At 36.8% G+C, this 26,359-nt stretch carries 19 protein-coding genes; 4 read left to right on the top strand and 15 right to left on the bottom strand.

All coding sequences use genetic code 11. The features are described 5' to 3' along the window. Positions 1-60 precede the first annotated feature (60 nt). Positions 61-2,343 carry an NADP-dependent malic enzyme gene (locus H4O20_RS00320; protein WP_185097904.1) on the bottom strand — a complete coding sequence of 761 codons (2,283 nt, stop codon included), beginning with the start codon at positions 2,341-2,343 and terminating at the stop codon, positions 61-63. Positions 2,344-2,539: 196 nt separating this feature from the next. Here H4O20_RS00320 and H4O20_RS00325 point away from each other — a divergent pair, with 196 nt between their 5' ends. Beyond that, a complete protein-coding gene (locus H4O20_RS00325) occupies positions 2,540-4,414 on the top strand; it encodes a hypothetical protein (RefSeq protein WP_282032552.1) in 1,875 nt (624 codons plus the stop codon). 29 nt (positions 4,415-4,443) lie between these two features. Here H4O20_RS00325 and queG read toward each other — a convergent pair whose 3' ends face one another. The 11 genes from queG to H4O20_RS00380 all read right to left on the bottom strand — a co-directional run bounded on the left by queG (position 4,444) and on the right by H4O20_RS00380 (position 19,691). Continuing rightward, positions 4,444-5,370, bottom strand: coding sequence for a tRNA epoxyqueuosine(34) reductase QueG (gene queG / locus H4O20_RS00330; RefSeq protein ID WP_185097905.1), 927 nt, complete (start codon positions 5,368-5,370; stop codon positions 4,444-4,446). Positions 5,371-5,373: 3 nt separating this feature from the next. Continuing rightward, positions 5,374-6,705, bottom strand: a complete 1,332-nt coding sequence (locus H4O20_RS00335; RefSeq protein ID WP_185097906.1) for a cytochrome P450 — start codon at positions 6,703-6,705, stop codon at positions 5,374-5,376. Between the two features lie 8 nt (positions 6,706-6,713). After that, the gene (ruvB, locus tag H4O20_RS00340; protein ID WP_139855568.1) at positions 6,714-7,736 is read right to left on the bottom strand and encodes a Holliday junction branch migration DNA helicase RuvB; all 1,023 of its coding nucleotides are present in this window, start codon (positions 7,734-7,736) and stop codon (positions 6,714-6,716) included. 220 nt (positions 7,737-7,956) lie between these two features. Further along, positions 7,957-9,786 (bottom strand): cbb3-type cytochrome c oxidase subunit I, encoded by a 1,830-nt coding sequence (locus H4O20_RS00345; protein ID WP_139855569.1) that lies wholly within the window; start codon positions 9,784-9,786, stop codon positions 7,957-7,959. Between the two features lie 29 nt (positions 9,787-9,815). Beyond that, on the bottom strand, positions 9,816-10,877 hold the full coding sequence (locus tag H4O20_RS00350; protein ID WP_139855570.1) for a cytochrome c oxidase subunit II: 1,062 nt from the start codon (positions 10,875-10,877) through the stop codon (positions 9,816-9,818). Positions 10,878-10,906: 29 nt separating this feature from the next. Then, a complete protein-coding gene (locus tag H4O20_RS00355) occupies positions 10,907-12,277 on the bottom strand; it encodes a quinol:cytochrome C oxidoreductase (protein ID WP_139855617.1) in 1,371 nt (456 codons plus the stop codon). Positions 12,278-12,316: 39 nt separating this feature from the next. Next, complete coding sequence (locus H4O20_RS00360; protein WP_241836853.1) at positions 12,317-12,961, bottom strand: cytochrome c; 645 nt, start codon at positions 12,959-12,961, stop codon at positions 12,317-12,319. A gap of 1 nt (position 12,962) precedes the next feature. Next, a complete protein-coding gene (locus H4O20_RS00365; protein ID WP_139855572.1) occupies positions 12,963-13,499 on the bottom strand; it encodes a DUF3341 domain-containing protein in 537 nt (178 codons plus the stop codon). A 2-nt stretch (positions 13,500-13,501) separates the two neighbouring features. Then, positions 13,502-15,238 (bottom strand): NrfD/PsrC family molybdoenzyme membrane anchor subunit, encoded by a 1,737-nt coding sequence (gene nrfD / locus H4O20_RS00370; protein WP_139855573.1) that lies wholly within the window; start codon positions 15,236-15,238, stop codon positions 13,502-13,504. Between the two features lie 36 nt (positions 15,239-15,274). Then, complete coding sequence (locus tag H4O20_RS00375) at positions 15,275-18,340, bottom strand: TAT-variant-translocated molybdopterin oxidoreductase (protein WP_139855574.1); 3,066 nt, start codon at positions 18,338-18,340, stop codon at positions 15,275-15,277. Between the two features lie 31 nt (positions 18,341-18,371). Further along, positions 18,372-19,691, bottom strand: coding sequence for a c-type cytochrome (locus H4O20_RS00380; RefSeq protein WP_139855575.1), 1,320 nt, complete (start codon positions 19,689-19,691; stop codon positions 18,372-18,374). A 224-nt stretch (positions 19,692-19,915) separates the two neighbouring features. Between H4O20_RS00380 and H4O20_RS00385 the strand changes: the two genes are divergently transcribed. Continuing rightward, positions 19,916-20,311, top strand: coding sequence for an SPOR domain-containing protein (locus tag H4O20_RS00385; protein ID WP_139855576.1), 396 nt, complete (start codon positions 19,916-19,918; stop codon positions 20,309-20,311). Between the two features lie 126 nt (positions 20,312-20,437). On the opposite strand, the gene H4O20_RS15280 is transcribed toward H4O20_RS00385, so the two are convergent. Beyond that, a complete protein-coding gene (locus H4O20_RS15280) occupies positions 20,438-20,569 on the bottom strand; it encodes a DUF5916 domain-containing protein (RefSeq protein WP_368856694.1) in 132 nt (43 codons plus the stop codon). A gap of 614 nt (positions 20,570-21,183) precedes the next feature. Here H4O20_RS15280 and H4O20_RS00390 point away from each other — a divergent pair. Beyond that, positions 21,184-21,345 (top strand): hypothetical protein, encoded by a 162-nt coding sequence (locus H4O20_RS00390; protein ID WP_185097907.1) that lies wholly within the window; start codon positions 21,184-21,186, stop codon positions 21,343-21,345. Positions 21,346-21,348: 3 nt separating this feature from the next. Further along, positions 21,349-22,011 carry a T9SS type A sorting domain-containing protein gene (locus tag H4O20_RS00395; protein WP_185097908.1) on the top strand — a complete coding sequence of 221 codons (663 nt, stop codon included), beginning with the start codon at positions 21,349-21,351 and terminating at the stop codon, positions 22,009-22,011. A 198-nt stretch (positions 22,012-22,209) separates the two neighbouring features. Here H4O20_RS00395 and infB read toward each other — a convergent pair whose 3' ends face one another. Then, positions 22,210-25,065 (bottom strand): translation initiation factor IF-2, encoded by a 2,856-nt coding sequence (gene infB, locus H4O20_RS00400; RefSeq protein ID WP_185097909.1) that lies wholly within the window; start codon positions 25,063-25,065, stop codon positions 22,210-22,212. A gap of 59 nt (positions 25,066-25,124) precedes the next feature. Next, positions 25,125-26,357, bottom strand: coding sequence for a transcription termination factor NusA (gene nusA, locus H4O20_RS00405; protein WP_139855581.1), 1,233 nt, complete (start codon positions 26,355-26,357; stop codon positions 25,125-25,127). Positions 26,358-26,359 lie beyond the last annotated feature (2 nt).

Below are 26,359 nucleotides of genomic sequence, written 5' to 3' on the forward strand. Positions count from 1 at the left end.
ATGCTTTTTTAATGTGTATAAACTAACTTATAGAATTAATATAAAAATATCGAATTCTAATTATAATTTACCTCGTTTCTCCTTCTGCTGCGCATCCACAACGGCAACGGCACTCATGTTTACGATTTCATCTACACTAGCTTTCATCTGTAATATATGCACTGGTTTACGCATTCCCAACATTATTGGTCCGATAGATTCAACACCGTTTAGTTCTTTTAAAAGCTTATAATTGCTGTTTGCAGAATCTAAGTTTGGAAAAATTAATGCATTCACCTTTTTTCCAGCCAATTTTGAAAATGGGAACTTCTTCTTTAATAGCTCTGCGTTCAAGGCAAAGTCTGTCTGTAGTTCTCCATCCAAAATCATATCTGGATTACTCTTGTGAATGATATCAACCGCTTCTCTAACTTTAGTTGCGTGAGGATCCTTTGAAGAACCGAAGTTTGCATACGAAATCATCGCTATTACCGGCTCCATACCAAACATTTTGATGGTGTAATTGGTCATTCGAGCAATTTGGGCTAGCTCTTTTGCTGTAGGGTCAATATTTAAAGACGTGTCTGATATAAATATCGGACCACGTTTTGTGATCATTAAATTGGTTGTAGCAACTTTATTTACACCATCAAATTTTCCTATAGTTTCAAATACAGGTTTTACCACAAGTGGGTAAGAACGGGAGAACCCTGAAATCATCGCATCTACATCCCCTTCACTAACCATCATCCCTGCAAAGTAATTACGCTCTGTCATCAACTTTTGAGCATCGTATAGCGTAACACCTGTTCGCCTTCTCTTCATCCAGAATTTTTCGGCGTATTCATCAAATTTTTCAGGTTTTATATCACTCTTTGGATCAATAATTTCTATATCGGCATCAAACTCCAATTGCTCCATATAATCCTTAATAACATCTTTTCTTCCTAATAAAACTGGAATACCGATACCTTCTTCATATACAATTTGAGCCGCTTTTAACACGTCTAGATGATCTGCTTCTGTATATACAATACGCTTAGGTTTTAGCTTTGCTCTATTGATTAATAAACGAATGGTTTTATTGTCACTACCCATACGTTCGTATAGTTCATCTTGATACTTCTGCCAATCGGTAATTTCGTGTGTTGCCACTCCGCTTTCCATTGCAGCTTTTGCAACTGCCGGAGGAACAGCAGTTATTAATCTAGGGTCAAAAGGTTTTGGGATTATATATTCTCTACCAAACGTAAGCTTCGTTTCCCCGTAAGCAATATTAACCTGCTCTGGCACTGGCTCTTTTGCAAGATTTGCAAGTGCTTTTACAGCTGCCATTTTCATAGCTTCGTTTATTTTTGTTGCCCGTACATCTAGTGCTCCTCTAAAAATAAATGGGAAACCTAGAACATTGTTTACTTGGTTAGGATGATCACTACGTCCCGTAGCCATTATAATATCTTTTCTAGTTTTTACAGCTAAATCGTATTCAATTTCCGGGTCAGGATTAGCCATAGCAAATACAATAGGATTTGCTTTCATGCTCAACAGCATTTCTGGAGTTACAATGTCTTTTACTGAAAGCCCTACAAACACATCTGCATCTTTCATAGCTTCCTCCAAGGTGTCTATTTTTCGATGAGAAGCAAATTCTGCTTTTTCGTCCGAAAGGTTTTCGCGATCATCCCTAATCACTCCCTTGCTATCCAACATTACAATATTTTCTGCCTTTGCTCCGCATGATTTGTAAAGTCGCGTACAAGAAACCGCGGCAGCACCTGCACCACTAATTACGATAACAGCATCTTCAATTTTCTTATTTGCTAATTCCAAAGCATTGAGCAATGCTGCTGCCGAAATTATTGCTGTACCGTGCTGGTCGTCGTGCATTACAGGAATATTCAACTCTTCTTTTAACCTTCTTTCAATCTCAAAGGCTTCAGGAGCTTTTATATCCTCTAGGTTTATTCCTCCAAAAGTTGGCGCTATATTTTTTACGGTAGCGATAAATTCTTCAATATCTTCTGTACCAATTTCAATATCAAACACATCGATGTCTGCAAAAATCTTAAACAGCAAACCTTTACCTTCCATTACAGGCTTAGACGCTTCAGGGCCAATATTGCCCAATCCTAACACCGCAGTTCCATTAGAGATAACTGCTACTAAATTCCCTTTGTTAGTATATTTATATGCGTTTTTTAAATCTTTTTCTATTTCAAGACAAGGTTCTGCAACTCCTGGCGAATATGCTAAGGAAAGATCACGTTGTGTAGAATAACCTTTGGTTGGAACTACCTGAATTTTCCCAGGTTTTGGTTTTGCATGATATAATAATGCTTCTCTGCGTTTGCTCTGTTTGCTCATATTTCTTTACAACATTTATTTATAAAAATCACCAATCAATAAATCTAGTGATGATACTCCAAAGGTACGAGTTTTGAAATAATCCGTAGCATGAATAGCTTCTCGGTTTTTAATATGAATATTTAGAAATGTTTAAAATTTTAAAGCAAAGAAAATGCTTAGCTTTCAATACTTTTGAAAAGAATTAATCTTAAAGGTGAAATTGAAAAAGCTTTTATTTCTCATATTATTATTTTATACATCCTCCCAACTTTCCGCTCAAAACAAACAGACGGAAAAGGATAGTACTGGGATTTATCAAGAAATAGAGTCGTATTCTAAAAAGAGTAAGTTTACAAAAATGGTTCATCGGTGGCTATTTAGATCTACTGCTAATAAATCTAAGGTGGAACCTACCCATAAAAAGAACCCTAATTATAAAAAACACGAAGGAAAAATAATCCGTAAAATAATAATCAACACTAAAGATCCTTTTGGGTATTCTATAAATGATAGTACTCAAACTGCAAATAGTTGGCTAGAGAAAACTGGAAACAATCTACATATTAAATCTAAACCTTTAGCTATTCATAATTTCTTGCTTCTAAAAGAAAAGAAACCTTTAGACACCTTATTGCTTTTAGAAAGTGAGCGTTTGCTTCGTTCACAAAACTACATTCGTGAGGTTAAGATTGAAACCCAGGAAATCCCTAATTCCAAAGATTCTGTAGACGTAGTTATTACTGCGCTGGATTCGTGGAGTTTAACACCTAAGGTTCAGCTTTCTGGTTCTCAGACGAAATTCAAACTAAAAGAGCGGAACATTCTTGGTACAGGGCATCAGTTAAGACTAGAATTTTCAAATAGATTGGATGATGGAAGAGACGCCTACAAAGCAAGTTATAGCGTTCCAAACTTCTTGAATACTTTCATAAGTGCTGATGGAAGGTATTCTATTGATTACGAAGGTTATTTTGAAAAAACCCTAGCACTCGACCGCATATTCTACTCACCATTAACCCGTTGGGCGGGAGGAGTATTTTTACAAGAACGCTTTTTAGGAAGAGAACTAAAAAACGACACCGCAGGCTACGCAATAAAAAATATGAAATTTATTGCCCAAGATTACTGGGGCGGACATTCATTTCGGCTATTTGAAGGTAATTCCGAAAGAGAACGAACAACAAACCTTATTTTAAGTGCGCGTGCTTTACTAGTAGATTATAGAGATATCCCTCCAATTGAATACGATAGCATCCGATTCTTTTCCGATGAAAAATTTTATCTAGCAAGTATAGGAGTAGCCTCTAGACAATTCGTGAAAGACAATTATATTTTTAAAGATGGGATTACCGAAGATGTTCCGGTAGGCGTAGTCTATTCAATTACTGGGGGGATTCAGAATAAAAACAATAAAAACAGACCTTATCTTGGAGCGAAAATAGCCTATGGAAATTATTTTAAATTTGGGTTTTTAAGCACCAATTTTGAACTTGGAACATTCTTTAACGATGCGCATACGCAGCAAACTGTATTCAATTTTGAAGCCACCTATTTTTCGCACCTACTACAACTTGGAGACAAATGGAAAATAAGACAGTTTGTAAAACCTCAATTTGTAATAGGAATGAACCGTCTAGAATCTGAAGTGGATAGGCTAAGCCTAAATGAGCGAGGTTATTTTAATGGAGCATATGGTAACCTTTATTCCAATTATAGAAATGGAGCCATTCACGGCTTCGACGCCTCAATTGTAGGAACTCAAAAATATGTTCTTGCCTTGCAAACCCAATTTTACTCACCTTGGGAGCTCTTAGGTTTTAGATTTAATCCTTTCGTGAATGTTACCCTAGGAATGCTTGCAGAAAGTAATAGAAGTTGGAAACGAAATCCTATATACTCTTCGTTTGGACTAGGGTTTATTATCAGAAATGACTATTTGGTTTTTAGTTCTTTTCAGTTGTCGTTTGCATATTACCCTCAAATTCCTGGACAAGGAAAAAATATCTTTAAATCTAATGCTTTTGAAAGTGAAGACTTTGGCTTCCAAAACTTCCAAATTGGGAAACCTAGAACTGTAATCTATAATTAACCTTCAACTTCTTTATTCTGAAGCAGAAATCAATCTTTTAAAAATTGAATGTTTCTTGTGAGTCCGGTGTACTTTGTTCGCTTTACTGCACTCTTTTTAAATATTTCACGAAAAACGTCTTCGGTAATTTCCTTCCAATCTTTTTTCGTCATAGAAAGTAATTCAGGATGAGGATTAAAAAGCGGTTCGTTATGTGGTTTACTGAAACGATTCCAAGGGCAAACATCTTGACAAATGTCACAGCCAAACATCCAATCTTGAAATTTTCCTTTTTCTGAAATAGGAATTTCGTTTTTTAATTCGATAGTGAAATATGAAATGCATTTGCTTCCATCTACAACCCTATCTGCTACAATAGCATTTGTAGGGCAAGCATCGATACAAGCTGTACAAGTGCCGCAATGGTCTGTAACGGGATTATCGTTTTCTAAGTCGAGATCGACGATTAACTCGGCAATAAAATAAAATGACCCAGATTGTTTGGTGAGTAAGTTACTGTGTTTTCCTATCCACCCCAATCCACTTTTTGCAGCCCATGCTTTATCTAAAACTGGAGCAGAATCGACGAAGGCTCTTCCATTCACTTCACCAATTTCTTCCGATATAAAGTGCATTAGTTCTTTTAGCTTATCCTTTATAATAAAATGATAGTCGGTGCCGTAGGCATATTTAGAAATTTTATATGAATCAGGGTTTTGAATTTGAGTAGGGTAATAATTTAGCAATAATGAAATCACACTTTTAGAACCTGGCACTAGAACTGTTGGGTCTAGTCTTTTATCAAAATGGTTTTCCATATATCCCATTTCGCCATTCATATTATTTTTAAGCCATTTTTCTAATCGAGGCGCTTCTTCTTCAAGAAAAGCTGCTTTGCTTATACCACAAGAAAGGAACCCCAAGCGTTTTGCTTCGGATTTTATTAATTGCGAATATTTTGCTGCATTTTCAATCAAAACTTATCTTAAATAAAACTTCAAAATTGCATTTTTTGGTTTTAAGGTTATTAGTGGTTTTATTTCTATTGGTGAATTCTTTTCAGAAATCTTATATGTTTTTACAATTTCTGCAATCGCTAGTATCATTTCATACATTGCAAAGTTATTACCAATACACATTCTTGGGCCAGCGCCAAAAGGAAAATAGTGCCCCGAATACTCTTTAGCGTTCACATCGGAAAACCGTTCTGGCCTAAATTTCTCAGGCTCATCCCAGTTTTTTGGGTTGGTATGAATCTCTAACAATGAAAATAATAAACTTGAATTTTTCGGAATAAACATCCCTTCAAAAGTATCGTCTTCAATATTCACTCTATCTATAAAATATGCCGGAGGGTAAAGACGAAGTGATTCTTCTATTACATTCTTGGTATACGAACAGTTTTTAATGAAGTCCATTAAGCCTGTCGAATTCTCGGATGCGGCAGTTATTTCGGCATAAATCTTATCTTGTACTTGAGGGTTTCGAGCTAATAATTCACAAGTAAATGTAAGTGCATTTGAAGTTGTTTCGTGACCAGCAGTAAACAATATTAAAATTTCATCTATCAACTGCTTATCGTCCATTCCACTTCCATCTTCGTATCTAGCGTCTAAAAGCATATCTAGTAAGTCATCCTCACGAACGCTCGATTGTCTCCTTTCATTAACAAGTTTCTTAAGAATGTTTCTCGCTTCTTTAGTTTCAGCAAGATGTTTAGAAAGTTCGCCGCTCAACTTAAACCACCAGCCCAAGTACGGCATACGCAATTCCTTTACCAGCATGTGTTGAGCAGATTCGGTGATATGTTGAAGCCTTTTTATTTCTCGACTGTCAACGGCACTACTAAAAAGAGATTTTACTACCGTTTGAAAAGCGAGGTCGTTGAAAACAGGAAAGATATCTTTCGCTTTAGCCGTTTCAATTTTGGAAAGTTCAATTTCAATTGCACTTTGAATAGCGTCTAGTAAATTAACCAACTGTTTTTTATGAAAAGCAGGTTGAATTAGTTTACGTTGTTTTTGCCAAAACTCTCCTTCTGAAGTAAGAAGTCCGTTACCTACATACTTAACAAGATCTCGAGTTTGTATGGGAGATTTTTTATAATTCTTATGATTTTTCTGAAGTGCATATTGTGCTAAGCCAGCATCACGAGAAAAAATCACAGATTTTCCAAACCCGAGCTTCAACCGAAATGTGTCCCCCTTATTTTCAAAATTACTATGATGAAATGGCAGAGGGTTTTTTAAAATCTGAGTGGAGTGAATCAGAAATCGGAAGGCAGAAACCGATGGGATTTTCTTTACTTCCATAGCACAAATTAAAACAATTCACTTTGAGTTGAACCTCTATTCTTGCCAAGATGCTTATAAGCCGCCTCAGTAACTTCCCTTCCCCTTGGAGTTCTCATAATAAACCCTTGTTGAATTAAGAAAGGTTCGTATACTTCTTCTATGGTTTCAGGACTTTCCGAAACAGCGGTTGCAATAGTAGTAATTCCAACAGGTCCGCCTTTAAACTTTTCGATTATTGTAGAAAGAATTTTATTGTCCATTTCATCTAAACCGAAGGCATCTACATTCAAGGCGTTTAATCCAAACCTTGCTATTTCAATATCAATTTTTCCATTTCCTTTTATCTGAGCAAAATCTCTAATTCTACGTAAAAGAGCATTTGCAATACGAGGTGTACCACGGCTGCGTCCTGCTATTTCTATAGCAGCTTCCATAGCGATAGGCACATTTAAAATACTTGCACTACGCTGTATTATTGTAGTTAACAATTCGGTAGAATAGTATTGAAGTCTGGAAGAAATTCCAAAACGTGCACGCATAGGCGCTGTAAGTAAACCTGAACGGGTTGTTGCACCTACTAGCGTAAAGGGATTTAAATTAATTTGAACCGAGCGCGCATTAGGCCCAGATTCAATCATTATATCAATCTTATAGTCTTCCATTGCTGAATAAAGATATTCTTCAACAATGGGGCTTAAACGATGTATCTCGTCAATAAAAAGTACATCCCGTTCATCCAAATTGGTGAGTAATCCAGCAAGGTCACCCGGTTTGTCTAATACAGGACCAGAAGTTACTCTAATATTAACGTCGAGCTCATTTGCAAGAATATGTGCTAATGTTGTTTTACCTAATCCTGGAGGCCCGTGAAATAGCGTATGATCTAAAGCTTCACCTCTTTGATTTGCAGCTTGCACAAAGATTTGAAGATTTTCCAGTGCTTGATCTTGTCCTGTAAAGTCTTCAAAGCTTAATGGACGTAGTTGTTTCTCAATATCCAATTCCTGTGGGGATAAATTTTCGCCGGTGGGATCAAGGTTTTCATTCATAAAACAAATATAAGGAATCGGCAGATAGGAAGTGTAATTGTAATACCTGTAGAAATAAGAAAAAGCAGAAAAAACAACAAGCCGTGCTTTTTAGCACGGCTTGTCAAATAACTTGTAGTCTCCTCACTTCCTACTCATTATTATCTATTCAAAGATAACATGGTTTAAACTACTAGGAAATACGTGTTACTACTAATATTTTGCGTTAAACAGAGATTAATTAGTGTTCTAATTCATCCTCATTGTCCTGTAATGGCACGTTTTGAGGAACATAATCTTGACCAGCAATTACGTAATCTGTTTCGTCTTTATTAAGTTTACTATAATCGTAAGCCCAACGGTACACATGTGGTATTGGACCAGCCCAGTTTCCATGGATGTGTTTTTGTTCGGCTGTCCATTCTAATGTTGTAGAATTCCAAGGGTTCTTTGGACCTATCTTTCCGTAGAACATAGAGTGGAAGAAGTTGTAAAGGAATACTACTTGTACTGCAATCGTCATAATTGCAAATAGCGTCATAACAACATTAATATCATGTAAGTCATCAAAATATGGGAAACTTGTGTTGTTGTAGTATCTACGAGGTAGACCTGCTAAACCAACAAAGTGCATTGGGAAGAAAATCCCGTAAGCTCCAATTGCTGTTACCCAGAAGTGGATGTATCCTAATTTTTTATTCATCATACGTCCTTCAAACATTTTAGGGAACCAGTGGTAAACCCCAGCAAGAAGTCCATAAAGTGCCGAAATACCCATCACTAAGTGGAAGTGAGCTACAACGAAATAAGTATCGTGAACGTTAATATCTAATGCACTATCTCCAACGATAATACCTGTAAGACCACCAGTAATGAAAGTAGAAACAAAACCGATACTCCATAGCATAGCTACGTTCATCTGTAAGTTACCTTTCCATAAAGTTGTAATCCAGTTAAATGCTTTTACAGCAGATGGAATTGCAATAAGTAATGTGGTAAAAGTAAACACAGAACCTAAGAATGGATTCATCCCTGAAACGAACATATGGTGACCCCATACAATTGTTGAAAGGAATGCAATTGCAAGGATAGACGCAACCATCGCACGGTAACCGAAAATTGGCTTACGAGCATTTGTAGCCATAATTTCAGATACAATACCCATTGCAGGTAGAATTACAATATATACTTCAGGGTGTCCAAGGAACCAGAATAAGTGTTCAAACAATACTGGAGAACCTCCTTGGTGATGCAATACTTCACCCGCAATATAAATATCTGATAAGAAGAAAGAAGTACCAAAGCTTCTATCCATGATAAGCATTAAAGCAGCTGAAAATAATACTGGGAAGGCAACTACACCAATAATAGCAGTTACAAAGAATGCCCAAATTGTTAAAGGAAGACGCGTCATGGACATTCCTTTAGTACGCATATTTAATGTTGTAACGATATAGTTAAGCGAACCTAACAATGACGATGCAATAAATATTGCAATAGAAATCAACCATAATGTCATACCTGCTCCAGAACCTGGAATAGATTGAGGCAAAGCACTAAGTGGAGGATAAATTGTCCAACCTGCTGATGCCGGTCCTGCTTCAACAAATAATGAGAAAACCATTATAGCACTAGAAATAAAGAACAACCAATAAGAAACCATGTTTAGGAATCCTGAGGCCATATCTCTTGCACCAATCTGTAAAGGAATTAATAGGTTACTAAAAGTACCACTCAATCCAGCCGTAAGTACGAAGAATACCATTATAGTACCGTGAATCGTAACTAATGCAAGGTAAACACTAGGATCCATAACTCCATCTGGAGCCCATTTCCCTAGTAACATTTCAAAAATTGTAAAACTTTGGTCTGGCCATGCTAGTTGTATTCTAAACAATAATGACATTAGAATACCAATAGTCCCCATAAACAAACCTGTAATTAGGTATTGCTTAGAGATCATTTTATGATCTTGGCTAAAGATATATTTAGTTACAAATGTTTCTTTATGATGATGCCCATGATCTTCGTGATGATCTTCTATTGCGTGAGCCTGTGCGTGTGCTGACATATCTTTTTAAGCTAAATTTTCTATTAATATTATTTGCTAAGTTGTTCTGCCAAGGTAGGCTGTTCTGCCAACCAAGCATTATATTCTTCTTCAGATTCAACTACAATCTTCATTTGCATATTATAGTGGCTAATACCACAAATCTTATTACAAAGAATCATATAATCAAATTCATAAGGGTCTAGAGGTTCTTCACCAGCAGCTTGAAGCTCTTTACTCTTCTCGGCTCTAATTTCATTAATGTTTTGAACCTTGTTTATAATATGATCTTCTTGACGCATTTCCTCAGTTGTAACTGTAGGGGTAAATGCAAATTGAGTAATCATACCAGGAACACAGTTCATTTGCGCTCTAAAGTGTGGCATGTAAGCAGAGTGTAATACATCCTGAGAACGTATCTTAAACAATACTTTTCTACCAACTGGTAAGTGAACTTCAGTTACAACTTTGTCGTCTTGACCGTTAGGGTCTGAAGGATCAACACCTAAAACGTTAACACCTTCGATTAATCGAACGTTAGCATCACCTAGCGTGTTATCATTACCTCCGTAACGTGCTTTCCAATTAAATTGTTGAGCATATAGTTCTATAACAAGTGGATCATCATCCTTATCAACATTCATGATATCTGTCCAAGTGAAAAGACCATAAATAATAAGACCGGCAAGAACAATTACAGGAATAATAGTCCAGATAAATTCTAATTTATCGTTATCGGCATAGAAAGTTGCTCTTTTCGTTTTGTTACCTCTGTAAACAAATGCAAAGTAGTGTAACAACCATTGAGTTAGAATACCAGCCGCGAAAATAACGATCATTGAAATCAACATTAAGTTGTCAATTTGCTCACCGTGTTCTGATGCAGACTTTGGTAACAAGGTATCATACCATAACCAAAATGAAACAATAGTTAAGATATAGATAAAGGCTAAAAATGCTAACATTAAATAACCTTGGTGGTTATTGTCTTCATCCGAGGCAATATCAGAATGAGTTGTCGATTTAATCTGAGCCAATCGAAATATCCTGCTTATTTGCCAAACGGAGATTCCAAAAAGGAGAATTACTAAAATTACTAAAAATGCGGTCATCTTTAAATTTCTTCTTTTAAACTAAATGATTAAAAATGGTAGTTTTCACTTTCTTTAATAAATGGGTCGTTCTTAGGTCTAAGAGATACTTTTCCAAGTCCATTTCCAACAACCAAAATGAAAAGCCCTGCAAAGAATAACAATGCAGCTATTTCAGGTATTCCAAAGCCCCAGTTGTGTCCAACTGTTGATGGCATAACTAATAGGAAGACATCTATATAGTGACCTACCAAGATGAATACTGCTGCTATAACAACAAACCATGGAACTTTTTTGAAATCGCTATTCATTAACACAAGCATTGGGAATACAAAATTAAGTATTAGCATTCCAAAAAACAATCCTTGATACTCCTGAATTCGTATAATAAAGTAAGTTACCTCTTCTGGAATATTTGAGTACCAGATTAGCATAAACTGGCTAAACCATAGGTAAGTCCAGAAAATACTAAAAGCAAACATATACTTAGCTAAGTCGTGTAAGTGTCTATCACTTACAAAAGACAATAGCCCTTTGCTCTTTAAGTGAATTGTTACTAAAGCAATCACAGTGATTGAAGAAACAAACATAGTTGCGAATACATACCATGCAAACAATGTACTATACCAGTGTGGAGTCATAGACATGAACCAATCCCAAGCCATTGTAGCTTCAGTTAATAGGAAGAAGATAAGGAAGAAAACTGATGCCTTAAAGTTCTTTCTATAGTGATCGAAGTTATTTGCTTCAGCTTGTGCTAAAGAGTTTTTTCTTGAGTAGTAACGGTAAATATTCCATCCTAAAAGATAGATTGCGGCACGGATAACAAAGAATGGGAAGTTAAGGTATCCCGACTTTCCTTGTAAAATTTTATCTTCTGCAACTAAATCAGCATTTTGCCAAGGATAGAAATGTTCTCCTGCAAAAATTACAAGAACAAAAACAATAATTGACCCTGGTAATAAATAAGATGTTATTCCTTCCATTACTCTATATAGTACTGGAGACCATCCTGCTTGAGATGCAAATTGAATTGCGTAAAACACAAGTACACCTAAAGCAATCATCATAAAGAAGAATGCAGCTACGAATGTAGCAGACCAAGGTCTTGTTTGTAATTGGTGTAGTACGTGTTCTTCATGTGATGAAGCTCCGTGACCTTCAGCACTTAAATCGGTTGCGTGCTCCATTGCAGCTCCTGAGTACCCTTCTTCACCTCTTGCAATATCAATGAAGTTAGCAGTATCTTCTTTATGATCTACTGCATGGTTTTCGCCATGGTGAGCCTCTTGTTCTGCTAAAATCTTTTTAACATCATCAATGGTCTTGGGAGTAGTCATAAACCCAAAGATTATTCCTGCAAGCCCTAGGACCATTAGAACAATAGAAAACAGTTTTAATTTACTTGGTAGCGTATACATATCTTTAGCCATTCTCTTTAATAAATCATTAATTACGTTCTACTTTTGAGTAGAGTTGTCATCTGTAACTGAGGTAAGAGACTCCGTTAATTCTTTCTCAGCTTGCACTGTTTCAAGAACACCAGGTTCACCTTTTAAGGATGCTTTTAAGTCCATTACATGCATTGCTATTTGCCAACGTTCTTTTTCAGTTGTTTGCGAAGCATATGAACCCATTGCATTCAATCCATAAGTTTGTACGTGATAAATCCCTCCTGGTACAATTGTACGTCCCGCATCAGCAAAACTTGGAATACCTAAAAACTTTTCACGAGTTGCTAGGATTCCTTTTCCATCTCCTTTATCACCGTGGCAAACTGCACAATATATATTGAATAAGTCTGCTCCAACTTTTAAGTTTTCTTCAGTAACCTTATAAGGATTATCAAGTTCAGCTTTAGCTAAATTTAAACCTTCTGTACTGTTTTCATATTCATAAGGAACAAAACCACGAGGAACAGTATTTTCTACTGGCATCATTGCTGATTGTTGCCCTGGGAAAATTTCATACTCTCCATAGGTTTCGTAACCTACCGACTCATACATATTCGGGAAGTACTGATAATTTGGCTTTTTGTCATTAAAACAAGAAGTCAAAACTACAGAGGCACAAATTGCGATTGCTATGTTTTTTAATGTTTTCATACTAGTGGTCCTGCTCATTTTCAATTAAACTAATCTCTGATGCACCTGTGTCATACAAGAATTTAGAAAGCGTTTCAACATCGTGATTGTCTACATCTACTTCCATTAAGAAATGGGCATCAGTAGTACGTGGATCTGGATTTTCTGCTTTTCTAAAAGGCCAAAGCTTACTTCTCATATAAAATGTAATTACCATTAAGTGACCAGCGAAAAATACAGTCAACTCAAACATAATTGGGATGAAAGTAGGCATGTTTTGGTAGAAAGTAAAACTTGGTTTTCCACCAATATTTTGAGGCCAATCTTGAATCATCATATAATTCATCATCAGCACAGCAACTGTTAAACCACATAATCCATAAAGGAAAGATGTAATGGCTAGTCGCGTTGGAGCTAGACCTAATGCATGGTCTAATCCGTGTACTGGAAATGGAGTAAATATTTCAGAAATATGATATTTTGCCGCACGGGTTTGGTTTACAGCCTGCAATAACAGGTCGTCATCCGTGTAAATAGCGTGTATTTTCTTTGCAGCCATAATTATTTGTTGTTTTTTAGGATTAGCGCCTGTCCAGCCCAATCATCACGTTTGGCTCTTCCAGGGAATTCACTAACAATCTCATCTAATAAATCGTATTCACGGTCAGTCATTCTACTTACCTGATCAAAAGTAAAGATACCTATCTGATGCAGTTTTTGCTCCATTACAGGTCCAACTCCATTAATCAACTTCAAGTCATCTTGCTCTTCAACATCAGGATTAAATGTTCCTATAGTTGAAAGTAATGAGTCTACTTTTGCTTTATCAGACACAACATTTTGTGAAGCTACAGGCTTTTCAACTACCGGTCCACCGTCAAGTGCTCTTACGTGACTAACATCATTCCCGTGTTTCGCACGTAAATTCTTGAATTTTTCACCTGAAGATTTCAATATTGTTTTCACCTCTGCTTGTGCAATTACAGGGAAGGTACGAGCATATAGAAGGAATAGAACAAAGAAGAAACCAATAGTTCCTACGAACGTTCCTATATCAACAAATGTTGGTTGAAACATTGTCCATGAAGAGGTCAACCTATCTTTTGTAATGTTTACAACGATAATGTTGAAACGCTCGAACCACATTCCGATGTTAATCACTAATGCAACAATAAATGTCCAAATAATATTTCTTCTCAATTTCTTAACCCATAATGTCATTGGAACAACAAAGTTACAGATAATCAATGCCCAGAATGCCCACCAGTAAGGTCCTGTTGCAGCACCGTATGAAAGGTAAGTGTAATCCTCATAAGGAACACCAGAATACCACATCACAAAATACTCAGTAGCATAAGCAACTGTTACAATACCTCCCGTTAGTAGGATTACTTTGTTCATATATTCAATATGAACTATTGTAATATAGTTTTCTAGGTTAGAAACTTTTCTCATTATTATAAGAAGCGTTTGTACCATTGCGAATCCTGAGAAAATCGCACCTGCCACGAAATATGGAGGGTAAATAGTACTATGCCATCCAGGAACTACAGAAGTTGCGAAGTCAAAAGATACAATGGTGTGTACAGAAAGTACAAGTGGAGTCGCTAAACCTGCTAACACAAGTGAAACTTCCTCAAAACGTTGCCAGTCTTTTACACGCCCACTCCATCCAAAACTAAGGATTCCGTAAATCTTTTTCTGGAAAGGGCTTTTAGTCTTATCACGAATCATTGCGAAGTCAGGAAGTAATCCTGTCCACCAGAACACTAGTGATATAGATAAATAGGTAGAAATCGCGAATACGTCCCAAAGAAGAGGTGAGTTAAAGTTAACCCATAGCGATCCAAATTGGTTAGGTATTGGAAGTACCCAATATGCTAACCACGGGCGACCCATGTGTATAATCGGGAATAAACCTGCTTGAACAACGGCGAAAATTGTCATTGCTTCCGCAGAACGGTTTACAGCCATTCTCCATTTTTGACGGAAAAGTAAAAGTACTGCAGAAATAAGTGTTCCTGCGTGACCAATACCTACCCACCAAACGAAGTTAGTAATATCCCAAGCCCATCCAACGGTCTTGTTCAAACCCCAAACTCCAATTCCAGTAGAAACTGTATAAATAATACAACCTAATCCCCATAAAAATGCAATAAGGGCTATGGTAAAAACAATCCACCAAGATTTATTTGCTTTTCCTAGTACAGGAGCTGCTACATCTGCACTGATGTCTTGATAGGACTTTTCGCCCAGAACCAGTGGTTCTCTTATAGGTGCTTCGTAGTGTGACGACATATTTAATTATTAAATAATTGGTTCTTGATTAAATTATTATGCTTCAGAAGTGTTTTTAACTATCATTTGGTAGAAAACGTTTGGTTTAGTACCAACATTTTCAAGAAGATAGTACATTCTGTCATCTTTTTTCTTCTTAAGTATTTCTGATTCTTCATCATTTACATCTCCAAATACCATGGCTCCAGTTTCACAAGCATTTGAACATGCTGTTGCAAATTCACCATCTCTTACTGGCCTACCCTCACGCTTAGCGTCTAGTATAGTTTTCTGAGTCATTTGGATACATAAAGAACATTTCTCCATTACTCCACGAGAACGAACTACCACATCTGGGTTAAGTACCATTCTACCAAGGTCGTTATTCATGTTGTAATCAAACTCATCATTTTCACTGTATAAGAACCAGTTGAAACGACGAACTTTGTAAGGACAGTTGTTAGCGCAGTAACGAGTACCAACACAACGGTTATAAGCCATATGGTTTTGCCCTTGACGCCCATGAGATGTTGCCGCTACTGGACAAACAGTTTCACAAGGTGCGTGGTTACAGTGCTGACACATTACAGGCTGGAATGCTACTTCAAGGTTTTCATAGTTTGGCACCTCTACGGCTTCATAACTATCAAAAGCAGGAAGGTTTTCATACATCTCAGCTTCTTCCTTAAAGGTTTCCCCTGCAGAGTAATATCTATCGATACGCAACCAGTGCATATCACGGAACTTTCTAACTTCAGTTTTACCAACTACTGGTACGTTGTTTTCGGCGTGACATGCAATAACACAAGCTCCACATCCCGTACAAGCATTAAGATCTATAGATAAGTTAAAGTGAGTTCCGATAGTAGTATCGAATGGACTCCAGATATCCGCTTTTTTATCGCGAATTGAAATCGGAGCGTGATCGTAATCTACAACTGGAACAGCATTCCACTCGCTTACATCTTTAGTATTAAAAATTTCTAAAGTAGTATCTTTTATAATATCGTTACTACGTCCAGCCATTGTGCTTTGCAACTGCACACAAGCAAACTCGTGCATTCCGCTAGCTTTTTCGATATTTACCTTTTGAACATCAGAGAAATTCTGGTAAAGCGGGTAGGCATTAATACCTGTTTGCATTTCTTCTTGAATAGCAGCCGTTTTACCATAACCTAAAGCTAGACCAACAGATCCTTTAGCTTGTCCAGGTTGGATAATAACAGGAATTTTTTCAAGAACAACACCACCTACCGATACGTTTACATAACTACCGTTTAAGGCACCATTTGCAACGTTCTTATTAACAAGTCCTAACTCCTTAGCGTCTGCAGCTGAAACCGTAAGGTAGTTATCCCAAGATGCTCTTGTAATTGGATCTGGAAACTCTTGTAACCAAGGGTTGTTTGCTTGTTGACCATCACCAATACCTGTTGATGTATACAATGTCAACTCGTAACCTCCTTCTTGAGATAAAGCTGCAAGCGCACCATTAGATGTACTTTCTTGCATTAAACCAGAACCTTCAGTAGCTGGCTTAATTTCTTCCATTTTCATTTCTACATCACTAGAAACAAAACCATCGTGAAGCGCTTCATTCCAAGAACCTCCAGACAAAATAGAACTTGTCCAAACTTCTTTAATGTAATCGTAATATTTTTTTGAATTACCTGTCCACTGTAATATGCTATCTTGGAATTGACGCGTATTGAATAATGGACGGATAGTTGGCTGAGTAAGGCTATAAGTACCTTTCTTAATTTGTGCATCACCCCAAGACTCTAGGTAGTGAGGAGTTGCAGCAACTAATTGTGCCAATGATGCTGTTTCATCTTGCTTCATACTGAATGCAAGACTCATTTCAAGCTTTTGGTAAGCTTCAGCAAATTCTTTGCTATTTGGTAGCGAGTAAACTGGGTTTACACCTACTGTAATTAATCCTTTTATACTTCCCGAAATAACGCCGTTAACAACACTCATCACTTCGCTAGTACTTCCTTGTCTAACAAGTAATGGTTTATTAACATCAATTGCCTCACTATTAGCATTGAAATCCAAAGCTAACGTTTGCGAAGCTACATCTGGTAAGCCAGTCACTAATAATGCTTTTCCTCCAGCTTTCTGAAGTTGAGCTTTTGCTTTATTTACTGCGTCAGCAATATTTTCTGGTAAACCAGAAGTACTTCCACCAGTTAAAGCCTTAAGTATTTGTAATTGTTGAGATGGAGTTGCAGCAACACGCTTATCAGCTTTAGCACCAGTCAATGTAAAGTTAGCCTCAAACTGAATATGTCGAGACATTTTTCCATTTTTAGGCACTCTTCCTTGAGCATATCCTTTGCTATAGCTTCCTCCTTGCCAATCTCCTAAGAAATCTGCACCCACAGAAACAATAACTTCAGCTTTTGAAAAATCGTAATCTGGTAATGCGCGAGTTCCGAATTTATTTTGGAAAGCATCTAATGCAGCTGAACTAGACACGGTATCATAAACAACGTGACGCACATTAGGATACTTAGTAGTAAATTCAGAAATTAACTTAGATGTAGATGGACTCGCGAATGTTTGAGTAAGTAGAACTATGTCTTTCCCAGACATTTCGTTCATCTTCTGCGCAATAGCAGTATCAAACTCCGGCCACGACACTTCAGATCCACCAACCATAGGACCAGTTAATCTGTTTTTATCATATAATGATAAAACCGATGCGTGAACACGAGCATTTACACTTCCTCCATTTTTAGCTAAATCATTCTTCTCAATTTTGATAGGACGACCTTCGCGTGTTTTTACCAATATATTGGCAAAATCGAAACCATCCGCCATTGTAGAAGCATAATAATTTGCTACACCTGGAACAATTTCATCTGGCTGAACAACATAAGGGATAGATTTCACTACAGGTCCTTCACAAGCCGCTAAAGTTGCAGCCGCTGTAGAAAAACCTACATATTTTAAGAAATCACGACGCGTGGTAGAAGAAGCAGATAAAGCTTCTTTGTTTCCAAGAAATTCGTCCGTAGGTATTTCAGTTACAAACTCATTGTCTTGTAGCGCCTTCACAATAGTGCTGTCTTCATTCAGCTCTTCAACACTTTTCCAGTATTTCTTGTTTGATGCCATATTGCTATTTGTAATTATCCTTTTTTATTTATTAATAGTGACACTTGCCACACTCCAATCCACCCATTTCGGCGATTGTCAATTTTTCCACACCGTACTTCTTAGAAAGCTCTTCGTGTATCTTAGCGTAGTACTCATTAGACTCTAAGTTAACATTGGTCTCTTTGTGGCAATCAATACACCATCCCATTGTAAGTGGCGCAAACTGCTCCATAACCTCCATGCTCTCAACTTCCCCGTGACACTTTTGACAATCAACTCCCGCTACTGTTACGTGTTGAGAGTGGTTGAAATACGCGAAATCAGGAAGATTGTGAATACGAACCCATTTTACAGGCTTGGTTTCGCCAGTATATGCTTGTTGCTCTGGATCCCATCCAACAGCATCGTACAACTTAGCGATCTCACCATCGTAAAATTCTTTTGAGTACTCTTCAGTAGCAGTATCTTCTGCAACTTCAGAAATATTTTTATGACAGTTCATACAAACGTTTAACGAAGGTATACCTGCTGTTTTACTCTTTCTAGCTGAACTATGACAGAAGTTACAATCTATCTGATTGTCTCCTGCGTGAATTTTATGCGAATAGTGAATTGGCTGAACCGGAGCATATCCTTGGTCAACTCCTACTTGCATTAGGTACCCGTAAGCGAAGTAGCTTCCAAAAAGAATAAAGAAAATAGACGTAACTAATACCAAGAATTGATTCTCAGCAAAAGCCTTCCAGATTGGAGTACGCTTTTCTCTTTCTTCATAAACCACACCGTTAGCTTCAGCAATTCTCTTCAAGGTAGTAGATACCATATAAAGAAGAATAACCAACAACAAGAACACAAGAACTAGCGCACCTAACACTAAAGCATTAGAAACACCCTCACCTCCTCCTGTACTTGCAGCACCTCCAGCAGGAACTTCAGCAACAACAGGTGCAGCTTTTGGCTGACTTGTATACGCAAGGATGTTATCGATATCCTCATCAGACAGTCCCGGGAAAGCCGTCATGACAGCTTTGTTATTTTCTTCAAATAATCTCACTGCAGTTGCATCACCTGAAGCAATAAGAGCCGAACTATTTCGAATCCAGCTGTACAACCAATCACGGTCAAACTTATCGGCCACACCTCTTAAGGCAGGACCAACCGCTTTTTTGTCCATCTTGTGACAGGCAGCACAGTTTGCCTTAAATAATGATTCACCCGCAGCAACATCACCTCCAGCATCAGCCGGCGCATCCGCAGAAGTAGCTTCCGCTTCATCTTGAGAATACGAGGTAGTTGAAAAAGTTAGTGTAAGCACTAACAATAGAAGTGGCAATTTTGATCGTAGATGTATAAAATTCACCTTTTTCATACTAATGGTTAAATTATTGTCGATAGTTTGGCACAGAATTAGTTAGGTTATGTTTTAACAGAATTACTCTTTCCGTACCGCAAATAAAGGAGCAAAAATACATTATTAAGTCGATTTTGGAAATGCAAACAAAGTGTTAACCATTAATTTATATTAGTTCTAAATAATAAATTTGCGCTTCACTCAGTTATTAAGTTTTACATTTGCATTAAAGATATAATTATATGAAATCAACAACTTCTCACAAGATTTTTATAGCCAGCATTTTACTGATTTTAATATCAGCTAATAGCTATTCACAGAGCGCAACGCTTCAGGTAAATCAGGATCCAAAAATCACACAATTGTTAGATTTGAAAAAGAGTCTTGAAAAAGACAATAAGCTAACAGATGGCTACACCATACAACTTTATTACGGTGAATTGGATAAAGCCAACCAAATACTACGAAAATACAAGGGTAGTTTTAGCAATTGGCCTGCTTCTATTGAATACGAAACCCCGAACTACAAAGTATGGGCTGGAAGTTTTGATACCCGTATAGAAGCGGAAAGAGCTTTACTTAAAATACAACAAAGCTTTAGTTCTGCTTTTATCTTAAAGCCAGAAAGAAGAAAGTAACTTTACACTTCCAATTACTCCAGTCTAGAAAACGAAATTTTATCCATTTTTCTAGACTTCTCAATTTCCATCGATTTATTTTTAAACCAATTTATCATGCAGTAATAGCCGAAAATACTAGCTTACTCATAATGAAATATTATTAAGTTGGGGTTCGTCAAATAGGTTTTTGAAGTTACGGTGAAAGCTAATCCTAGCATCGTTTACACAACCTTTCATAGCATTTGGATAAAACAATATAAGTTGGTTACCTGGAATAAACTACCAAGAAAAACCCAGGCCATTTATATCATAATCTTTTGTTAGGAGACATACTTGGTCATTATATCTATGCTCGCAATTTATTTTACCCAAACCAGCAGTATCTTCCTCCTTAAATTTTGTCACTCCCTCCATTGCCCAACTTCCTTCTAGGTAAGTAAATAAATTAATTGTTTTTGCTTAAGTAGTTTTTAGGATAATAATATCCTCCCGCGGAATAGTCTCGGTAGTTTGTAATCTAGTCAAGACGCCAATAACAAAAATCGAAATATATAGACCTTTTTGAGCGACAGTTTCATTCGGATGGTTGGTTTACTAATAGACTTTTAAATAATGCAATTGCCAAACTATTATTTAAGAAATAGTTAAAGTATACAAATCTGAAAAAAGGGAAAATCCCCAGCATAATACAGGGAATAACCTATTTTAATTTTGAAGATTTTTGCATAATTTTAAGAAACTAATTAACTTTAATCCTCAAATTATCACATTACAAACCACAAATATTAAAAGCACCAATTCTTTTACTGTTTTTATTTTATTCTTTTTTCCTATTTGCTCAGAATAAACAAGATTATTATGTTGCCCAGGATGCCAGTTCTGCCTATTTAATGATAACAAGTACTAGCAACGGCACCAGCAACAATTATATTATAGATACTACTACAAATAGTGTTACAATAGACGTTTCTACCTATCCAAGCGGCACTTACAATATAGCATTGGTTTGCGATGGCCAAATACAAGATTCGAAAAACCTTTTAAAACAATAGATTATGAAAAAGACATTTTTATTATTTATTATGTGTGCTATATGTTCAACCAACTTTGCTCAAGATATAAGATTGTTTAAAAATCAATGGTTCTTATATTCTCTAGAGATTGAGGGAGTAAATCACCCCGTTCCGCAAAATAACGAAGTAGGTGATGTAGAGTTGAACGTTATGGAACTATTATTTACAACAGAGTTTTGTGATTTTCTTATTCAAGGAGACGAGATAACTATTTCCAACACCGAGATAATAATACCAAATTTTATTATTACCGGCTTAATTAGTTGTGAAATTCAAGAAAACATTGATTATATTGATTTATATTTCTTCCAATTCTTCAACGTTGAATTTGAAAATAGAATTTTTGAGTATGCTATTGACACAGACGGTAGTGGATTTGCACTAACCATCACTAACCAAGAAGGCTACAAAGCATATTATGGCAGTGTACCTCTAGGAGTTTCTAAGTTTAAAACCGCAGGGTTAACGATATATCCGAATCCCACTAATGAATTGTTAGTGATAAAAGCATTAAATGGAACAGGCAAATTTAAAATCCAAATTTATTCAACGGAAGGAAAACTTCTAAAATCACAAAATTTACATTCAAATGGTCAATCATCAATAAATGTCTCAAACCTTTCCAGCGGTATCCATTTTTTTTAAATATTGAAGATGAAGAAGGGAATACTGAAACAAAAAAGTTCCTTATAGAGTAAACTGTTAATTATACCTACAAGGAGATTGCTTAGTGCCTCGCAATGACACCTTTCAGGATACTTAGGATTTAAAATAGTTTAAACAAAAAAAACGCTCTGGAAAGTTAATTTTCAGAGCGTTTTAAATATTTATAGAAACTAGTAATTACTTCAACTTCTTTTTCACTGCTACTTCTTGGAAAGCTTCAATAATATCGTTTTCTCTAATATCGTTGTAGTTTTTAATTTGAATACCACAGTCGTACCCTTTAGATACTTCTTTCACATCGTCTTTGAAACGTTTTAAAGAAGCTAGTTCACCTGTGTAAACCACAACACCTTCACGAATCAATCGAATACCCGAGTTTCTAAAGATTTTACCTGTAAGCACCATACAACCTGCAATGGTTCCCACTTTCGATATTTTGAATGTTTCACGAATTTCGGCTGTACCAGTAATCTCTTCTTTCATCTCTGGAGATAGCATTCCTTCCATCGCATCCTTTACGTCGCCAATTGCATCGTAAATGATAGAGTATGTACGGATATCTATTTCCTCCTTATCAGCTATCTGACGCGCATTACCCATTGGACGCACGTTAAATCCAATTATAATTGCATCGGAAGCAGAAGCTAACAACACATCGCTTTCGGTAATTGGCCCAACAGCTTTATGGATTATATTAACCTGAATTTCTTCAGTAGATAGTTTTTGGAATGAATCTGTCAATGCTTCCACCGAACCATCAACATCACCCTTAAGGATAATATTAAGTTCTTTAAAGTCTCCAAGAGCAATACGTCTTCCAATTTCATCAAGTGTAATGTGACGTTGTGTTCTTACCGACTGCTCACGTTGTAATTGGGTACGTTTAGTAGCGATAGATTTTGCTTCACGTTCATCTTCAAACACATTAAACTTATCACCCGCTTGAGGCGCTCCATCTAAACCTAGTACGGATACTGGAGTTGACGGACCTGCTTCCTGAACATTTTTACCACGTTCATCTTGCATAGCTTTAACTTTACCACTATGCTGACCAGCTAGTAAGTAGTCTCCTACCTTTAATGTACCTCCTTGCACTAGAACCGTTGAAACATAACCACGACCTTTGTCAAGGAATGCCTCTACTACAGTACCATCTGCTTGGCGGTTTGGATTTGCTTTAAGCTCTAATAATTCAGCTTCAAGCAATACTTTTTCTAGTAATTCTTTAACACCAACTCCTGTTTTAGCAGAAATATCGTGTGATTGTATTTTTCCACCCCAATCTTCAACCAATAGGTTCATTTGAGCTAGTCGTTCTTTAATCCTTTCTGGATTAGCAGTAGGCTTATCTATTTTGTTTATCGCGAAAACTATTGGCACACCCGCAGCTTGTGCGTGACTTATTGCCTCCTTAGTTTGTGGCATAATATCATCATCTGCCGCTACAACAATAATTGCAATATCAGTTACTTGAGCACCACGAGCACGCATCGCTGTAAACGCTTCGTGACCAGGAGTATCAAGGAAAGCCAGTTTTTGACCTCCATCAAGCTCTACGGCGTACGCACCAATATGCTGCGTAATACCTCCAGACTCACCTGCAATTACATTTTCCTTACGTATGTTATCTAGCAATGACGTCTTACCGTGATCAACGTGACCCATTACTGTTACAATCGGAGCTCTTGGCAATAAATCTTCAGGAGCATCCACGTTGCGCTCTATAGACTCTTCAATATCTGCAGTTACAAATTCAACGTCGTATCCAAATTCATCTGCCACTATACTTAGTGTTTCTGCATCTAGACGTTGATTCATCGTTACCATCATTCCCAAACTCATACAAGCTGAGATAATTTTGGTAACAGGAACATCCATCATAGTTGCCATTTCACTAGCAGTTACAAACTCAGTAACCTTAAGAAGCTTACTTTCTGCTTCTTGTTGCGCCATTTCATCCTCAGTTTTCTGACGGTGGAAATCTCGTTTTTCACGACGGTACTTAGCACCCTTCCCTTTAGAAGACTTCCCTTGAAGTTTTTCTAAAGTTTCGCGCACTTGTTTTTGTACTTCTTCTTCGCTAGGCTCTTCTTTAGGAGTATTTGGACGCGGCTTTCTGCCTTTTCCACGATTATCTCTAAAGTTTCCACCTCCGGCAGTTTTAGGAGTTTCTTTACTTATACGACGACGCTTACCTTTTTTGTCTTTGTTAGCGTCGGTCTTAGGATCTTTTTTCTTTTCAGGTTTTTTAAATTGAGAAAGATCAATTTTTTGACCTGTAAAGTTTGGACCTTCTAGTTTGCGGTATTTTGTAGTTACCGTATCCGAATCTTTTTTTGAAGGCTCCTCTTTGGCTTCTTCTTTAGATTCAACCTTAGGCTCGACTTTCGGTTCTTCTTTAATTTCTTTTTTAGAAACAGGAGATTCAGCAGGCTTTTCTACTTCTTCTTTCTTAGTAGGAGGAGTTGGTTTTGTTTTTGGCTTTTCTTCTACAACCTTTTCTTCTTTAGCCTTTTCTTCTACCTCAGGTTTTTCCTCAACCTTTGGTTTTTCGGCTTTAGGTTTTTCTACTACAACTTCAGGCTTTTCTTGTTTTTCAACCTTTACCTTTTCTTCTTTAGCAGGCTCCACCTCAACTGGCTTTTCAGCAGCTTTAGGCTCTTCTTTTTTAGGTTTCCCTGTAGAAAGATCAATCTTACCTATTTGTTTAGGACCCTCAAGTTTAGCGCCAGCTCTGATTACTCGAGAGGCTTCTTCTTTCTTTTGCTTTTCTTCAAGCTCACGCTCACGCGCTAATCGAAGCTCTTCTTTCTCCTTGCGCTTTTCCTCACCAATTTCCTTGGATTCTACTTTTTTACTTTTGTCGGTTTCAAACTCTTCAAAAAGAACTTCGTATTCATCGCCCGTTATTTTAGTGTTTGGACTTGCGACCACATCGAAACCTTTTGTGCTCAAAAATTCCACGGCACGATCCAACGAGATATTAAATTCACGTAATACCTGACTTAGTCTTTTTTTCTTTACTCCAGCCATAAATGCTTTTTCCTGTTTTTCTTTTTAAAAAATTTGTATAAAAGTAGTCAAAGTTTCAACTACTCTTCAAATTCTTCTTTTAATATATTAATTACATCAAGAATGGTTTCTTCTTCCAAATCGGTTCGTTTAACCAAATCCTTGATATCGTGTTCTAGTACACTCTTAGCTGTATCTAGACCTATTTTATGGAATTCTTCGATGATCCAGCCTTCTATTTCATCTGAGAATTCACGCAACTCTACGTCTTCTTCTGCGCCTTCACGAAGCACATCTATTTCATAACCTGTTAATTGACCTGCAAGGCGAATGTTATGCCCTCCACGACCAATTGCTTTACTCACTTCTTCAGGACGAAGAATTACTTCAGCTCGCTTAGTCTCTTCATTTATTTTAATTGAAGTTACTTTTGCTGGGCTTAATGCACGAGTAATATATAGGTTAATATTACTTGTATAATTTATAACATCGATATTTTCGTTTCCAAGTTCACGTACAATACCGTGTATTCTTGAACCTTTCATACCAACACAAGCTCCTACAGGATCAATACGATCATCGTATGAATCTACAGCAACTTTTGCTTTTTCACCAGGAATACGAACTACTTTTTTAACAGTAATTAAACCGTCAAATACTTCTGGAATTTCTTGTTCGAATAATTTTTCAAGGAAAATTGGGTTTGCGCGCGACATAATAATTGTCGGTTTATTTCCTTTTAAATCAACGCTTTCAATAATTCCACGAACGTTATCTCCTTTTCTGAAAAAGTCTGAAGGAATTTGTTTATCCTTTGGAAGGATAACTTCATTCCCTTCATCGTCTAACAATATAACGGCACGGTGACGAATGTGATGAACCTCAGCAGTGTAAATTTCTCCTTCAAGATCTTTAAATTGCTTATAGATGATAGTATTATCGTGCTCGTGAATTTTTGAAATAAGGTTTTGACGCAATGCCAAAATAGAACGACGCCCTAGGTCGATTAACTTTACTTCTTCCGAAACATCCTCTCCAATCTCAAAATCCGGCTCAATTTTTTGTGCTTCGCTTAAAGAAATCTCTTCGTTTGGATCCTCTACTTCTCCATCTGCAACCACAACACGGTTTCTCCAAATCTCCAAATCCCCTTTATCAGGGTTTACAATTATATCAAAGTTATCGTCACTTCCATATTTCTTTTTCAGTGCATTTCTGAAAACGTCTTCAAGTATCGCCATAAGCGTTACTCTATCTATTTGCTTATCATCTTTAAACTCTGAAAAAGAATCGATTAGTGCTAAGTTTTCCATAT

It is taken from the genome of Aequorivita sp. 609 (genome assembly GCF_014212065.1).
Lineage (GTDB): Bacteria > Bacteroidota > Bacteroidia > Flavobacteriales > Flavobacteriaceae > Aequorivita > Aequorivita sinensis.

What these genes read in the sequence shown, in the direction of transcription:
- H4O20_RS00395 (WP_185097908.1), top strand. Translation starts at nt 21,349, where the DNA reads ATGAAAAAGACATTTTTATTATTTATTATGTGTGCTATATGTTCAACC.
- infB (WP_185097909.1), bottom strand. Translation starts at nt 25,065, where the DNA reads ATGGCTGGAGTAAAGAAAAAAAGACTAAGTCAGGTATTACGTGAATTT.
- H4O20_RS00385 (WP_139855576.1), top strand. Translation starts at nt 19,916, where the DNA reads ATGAAATCAACAACTTCTCACAAGATTTTTATAGCCAGCATTTTACTG.
- nusA (WP_139855581.1), bottom strand. Translation starts at nt 26,357, where the DNA reads ATGGAAAACTTAGCACTAATCGATTCTTTTTCAGAGTTTAAAGATGAT.
- H4O20_RS00350 (WP_139855570.1), bottom strand. Translation starts at nt 10,877, where the DNA reads ATGACCGCATTTTTAGTAATTTTAGTAATTCTCCTTTTTGGAATCTCC.
- H4O20_RS00380 (WP_139855575.1), bottom strand. Translation starts at nt 19,691, where the DNA reads ATGAAAAAGGTGAATTTTATACATCTACGATCAAAATTGCCACTTCTA.
- H4O20_RS00375 (WP_139855574.1), bottom strand. Translation starts at nt 18,340, where the DNA reads ATGGCATCAAACAAGAAATACTGGAAAAGTGTTGAAGAGCTGAATGAA.
- nrfD (WP_139855573.1), bottom strand. Translation starts at nt 15,238, where the DNA reads ATGTCGTCACACTACGAAGCACCTATAAGAGAACCACTGGTTCTGGGC.
- H4O20_RS00365 (WP_139855572.1), bottom strand. Translation starts at nt 13,499, where the DNA reads ATGGCTGCAAAGAAAATACACGCTATTTACACGGATGACGACCTGTTA.
- H4O20_RS00320 (WP_185097904.1), bottom strand. Translation starts at nt 2,343, where the DNA reads ATGAGCAAACAGAGCAAACGCAGAGAAGCATTATTATATCATGCAAAA.
- H4O20_RS00345 (WP_139855569.1), bottom strand. Translation starts at nt 9,786, where the DNA reads ATGTCAGCACACGCACAGGCTCACGCAATAGAAGATCATCACGAAGAT.
- H4O20_RS00335 (WP_185097906.1), bottom strand. Translation starts at nt 6,705, where the DNA reads ATGGAAGTAAAGAAAATCCCATCGGTTTCTGCCTTCCGATTTCTGATT.
- H4O20_RS00355 (WP_139855617.1), bottom strand. Translation starts at nt 12,277, where the DNA reads ATGTATACGCTACCAAGTAAATTAAAACTGTTTTCTATTGTTCTAATG.
- H4O20_RS00360 (WP_241836853.1), bottom strand. Translation starts at nt 12,961, where the DNA reads ATGAAAACATTAAAAAACATAGCAATCGCAATTTGTGCCTCTGTAGTT.
- H4O20_RS00390 (WP_185097907.1), top strand. Translation starts at nt 21,184, where the DNA reads ATGATAACAAGTACTAGCAACGGCACCAGCAACAATTATATTATAGAT.
- ruvB (WP_139855568.1), bottom strand. Translation starts at nt 7,736, where the DNA reads ATGAATGAAAACCTTGATCCCACCGGCGAAAATTTATCCCCACAGGAA.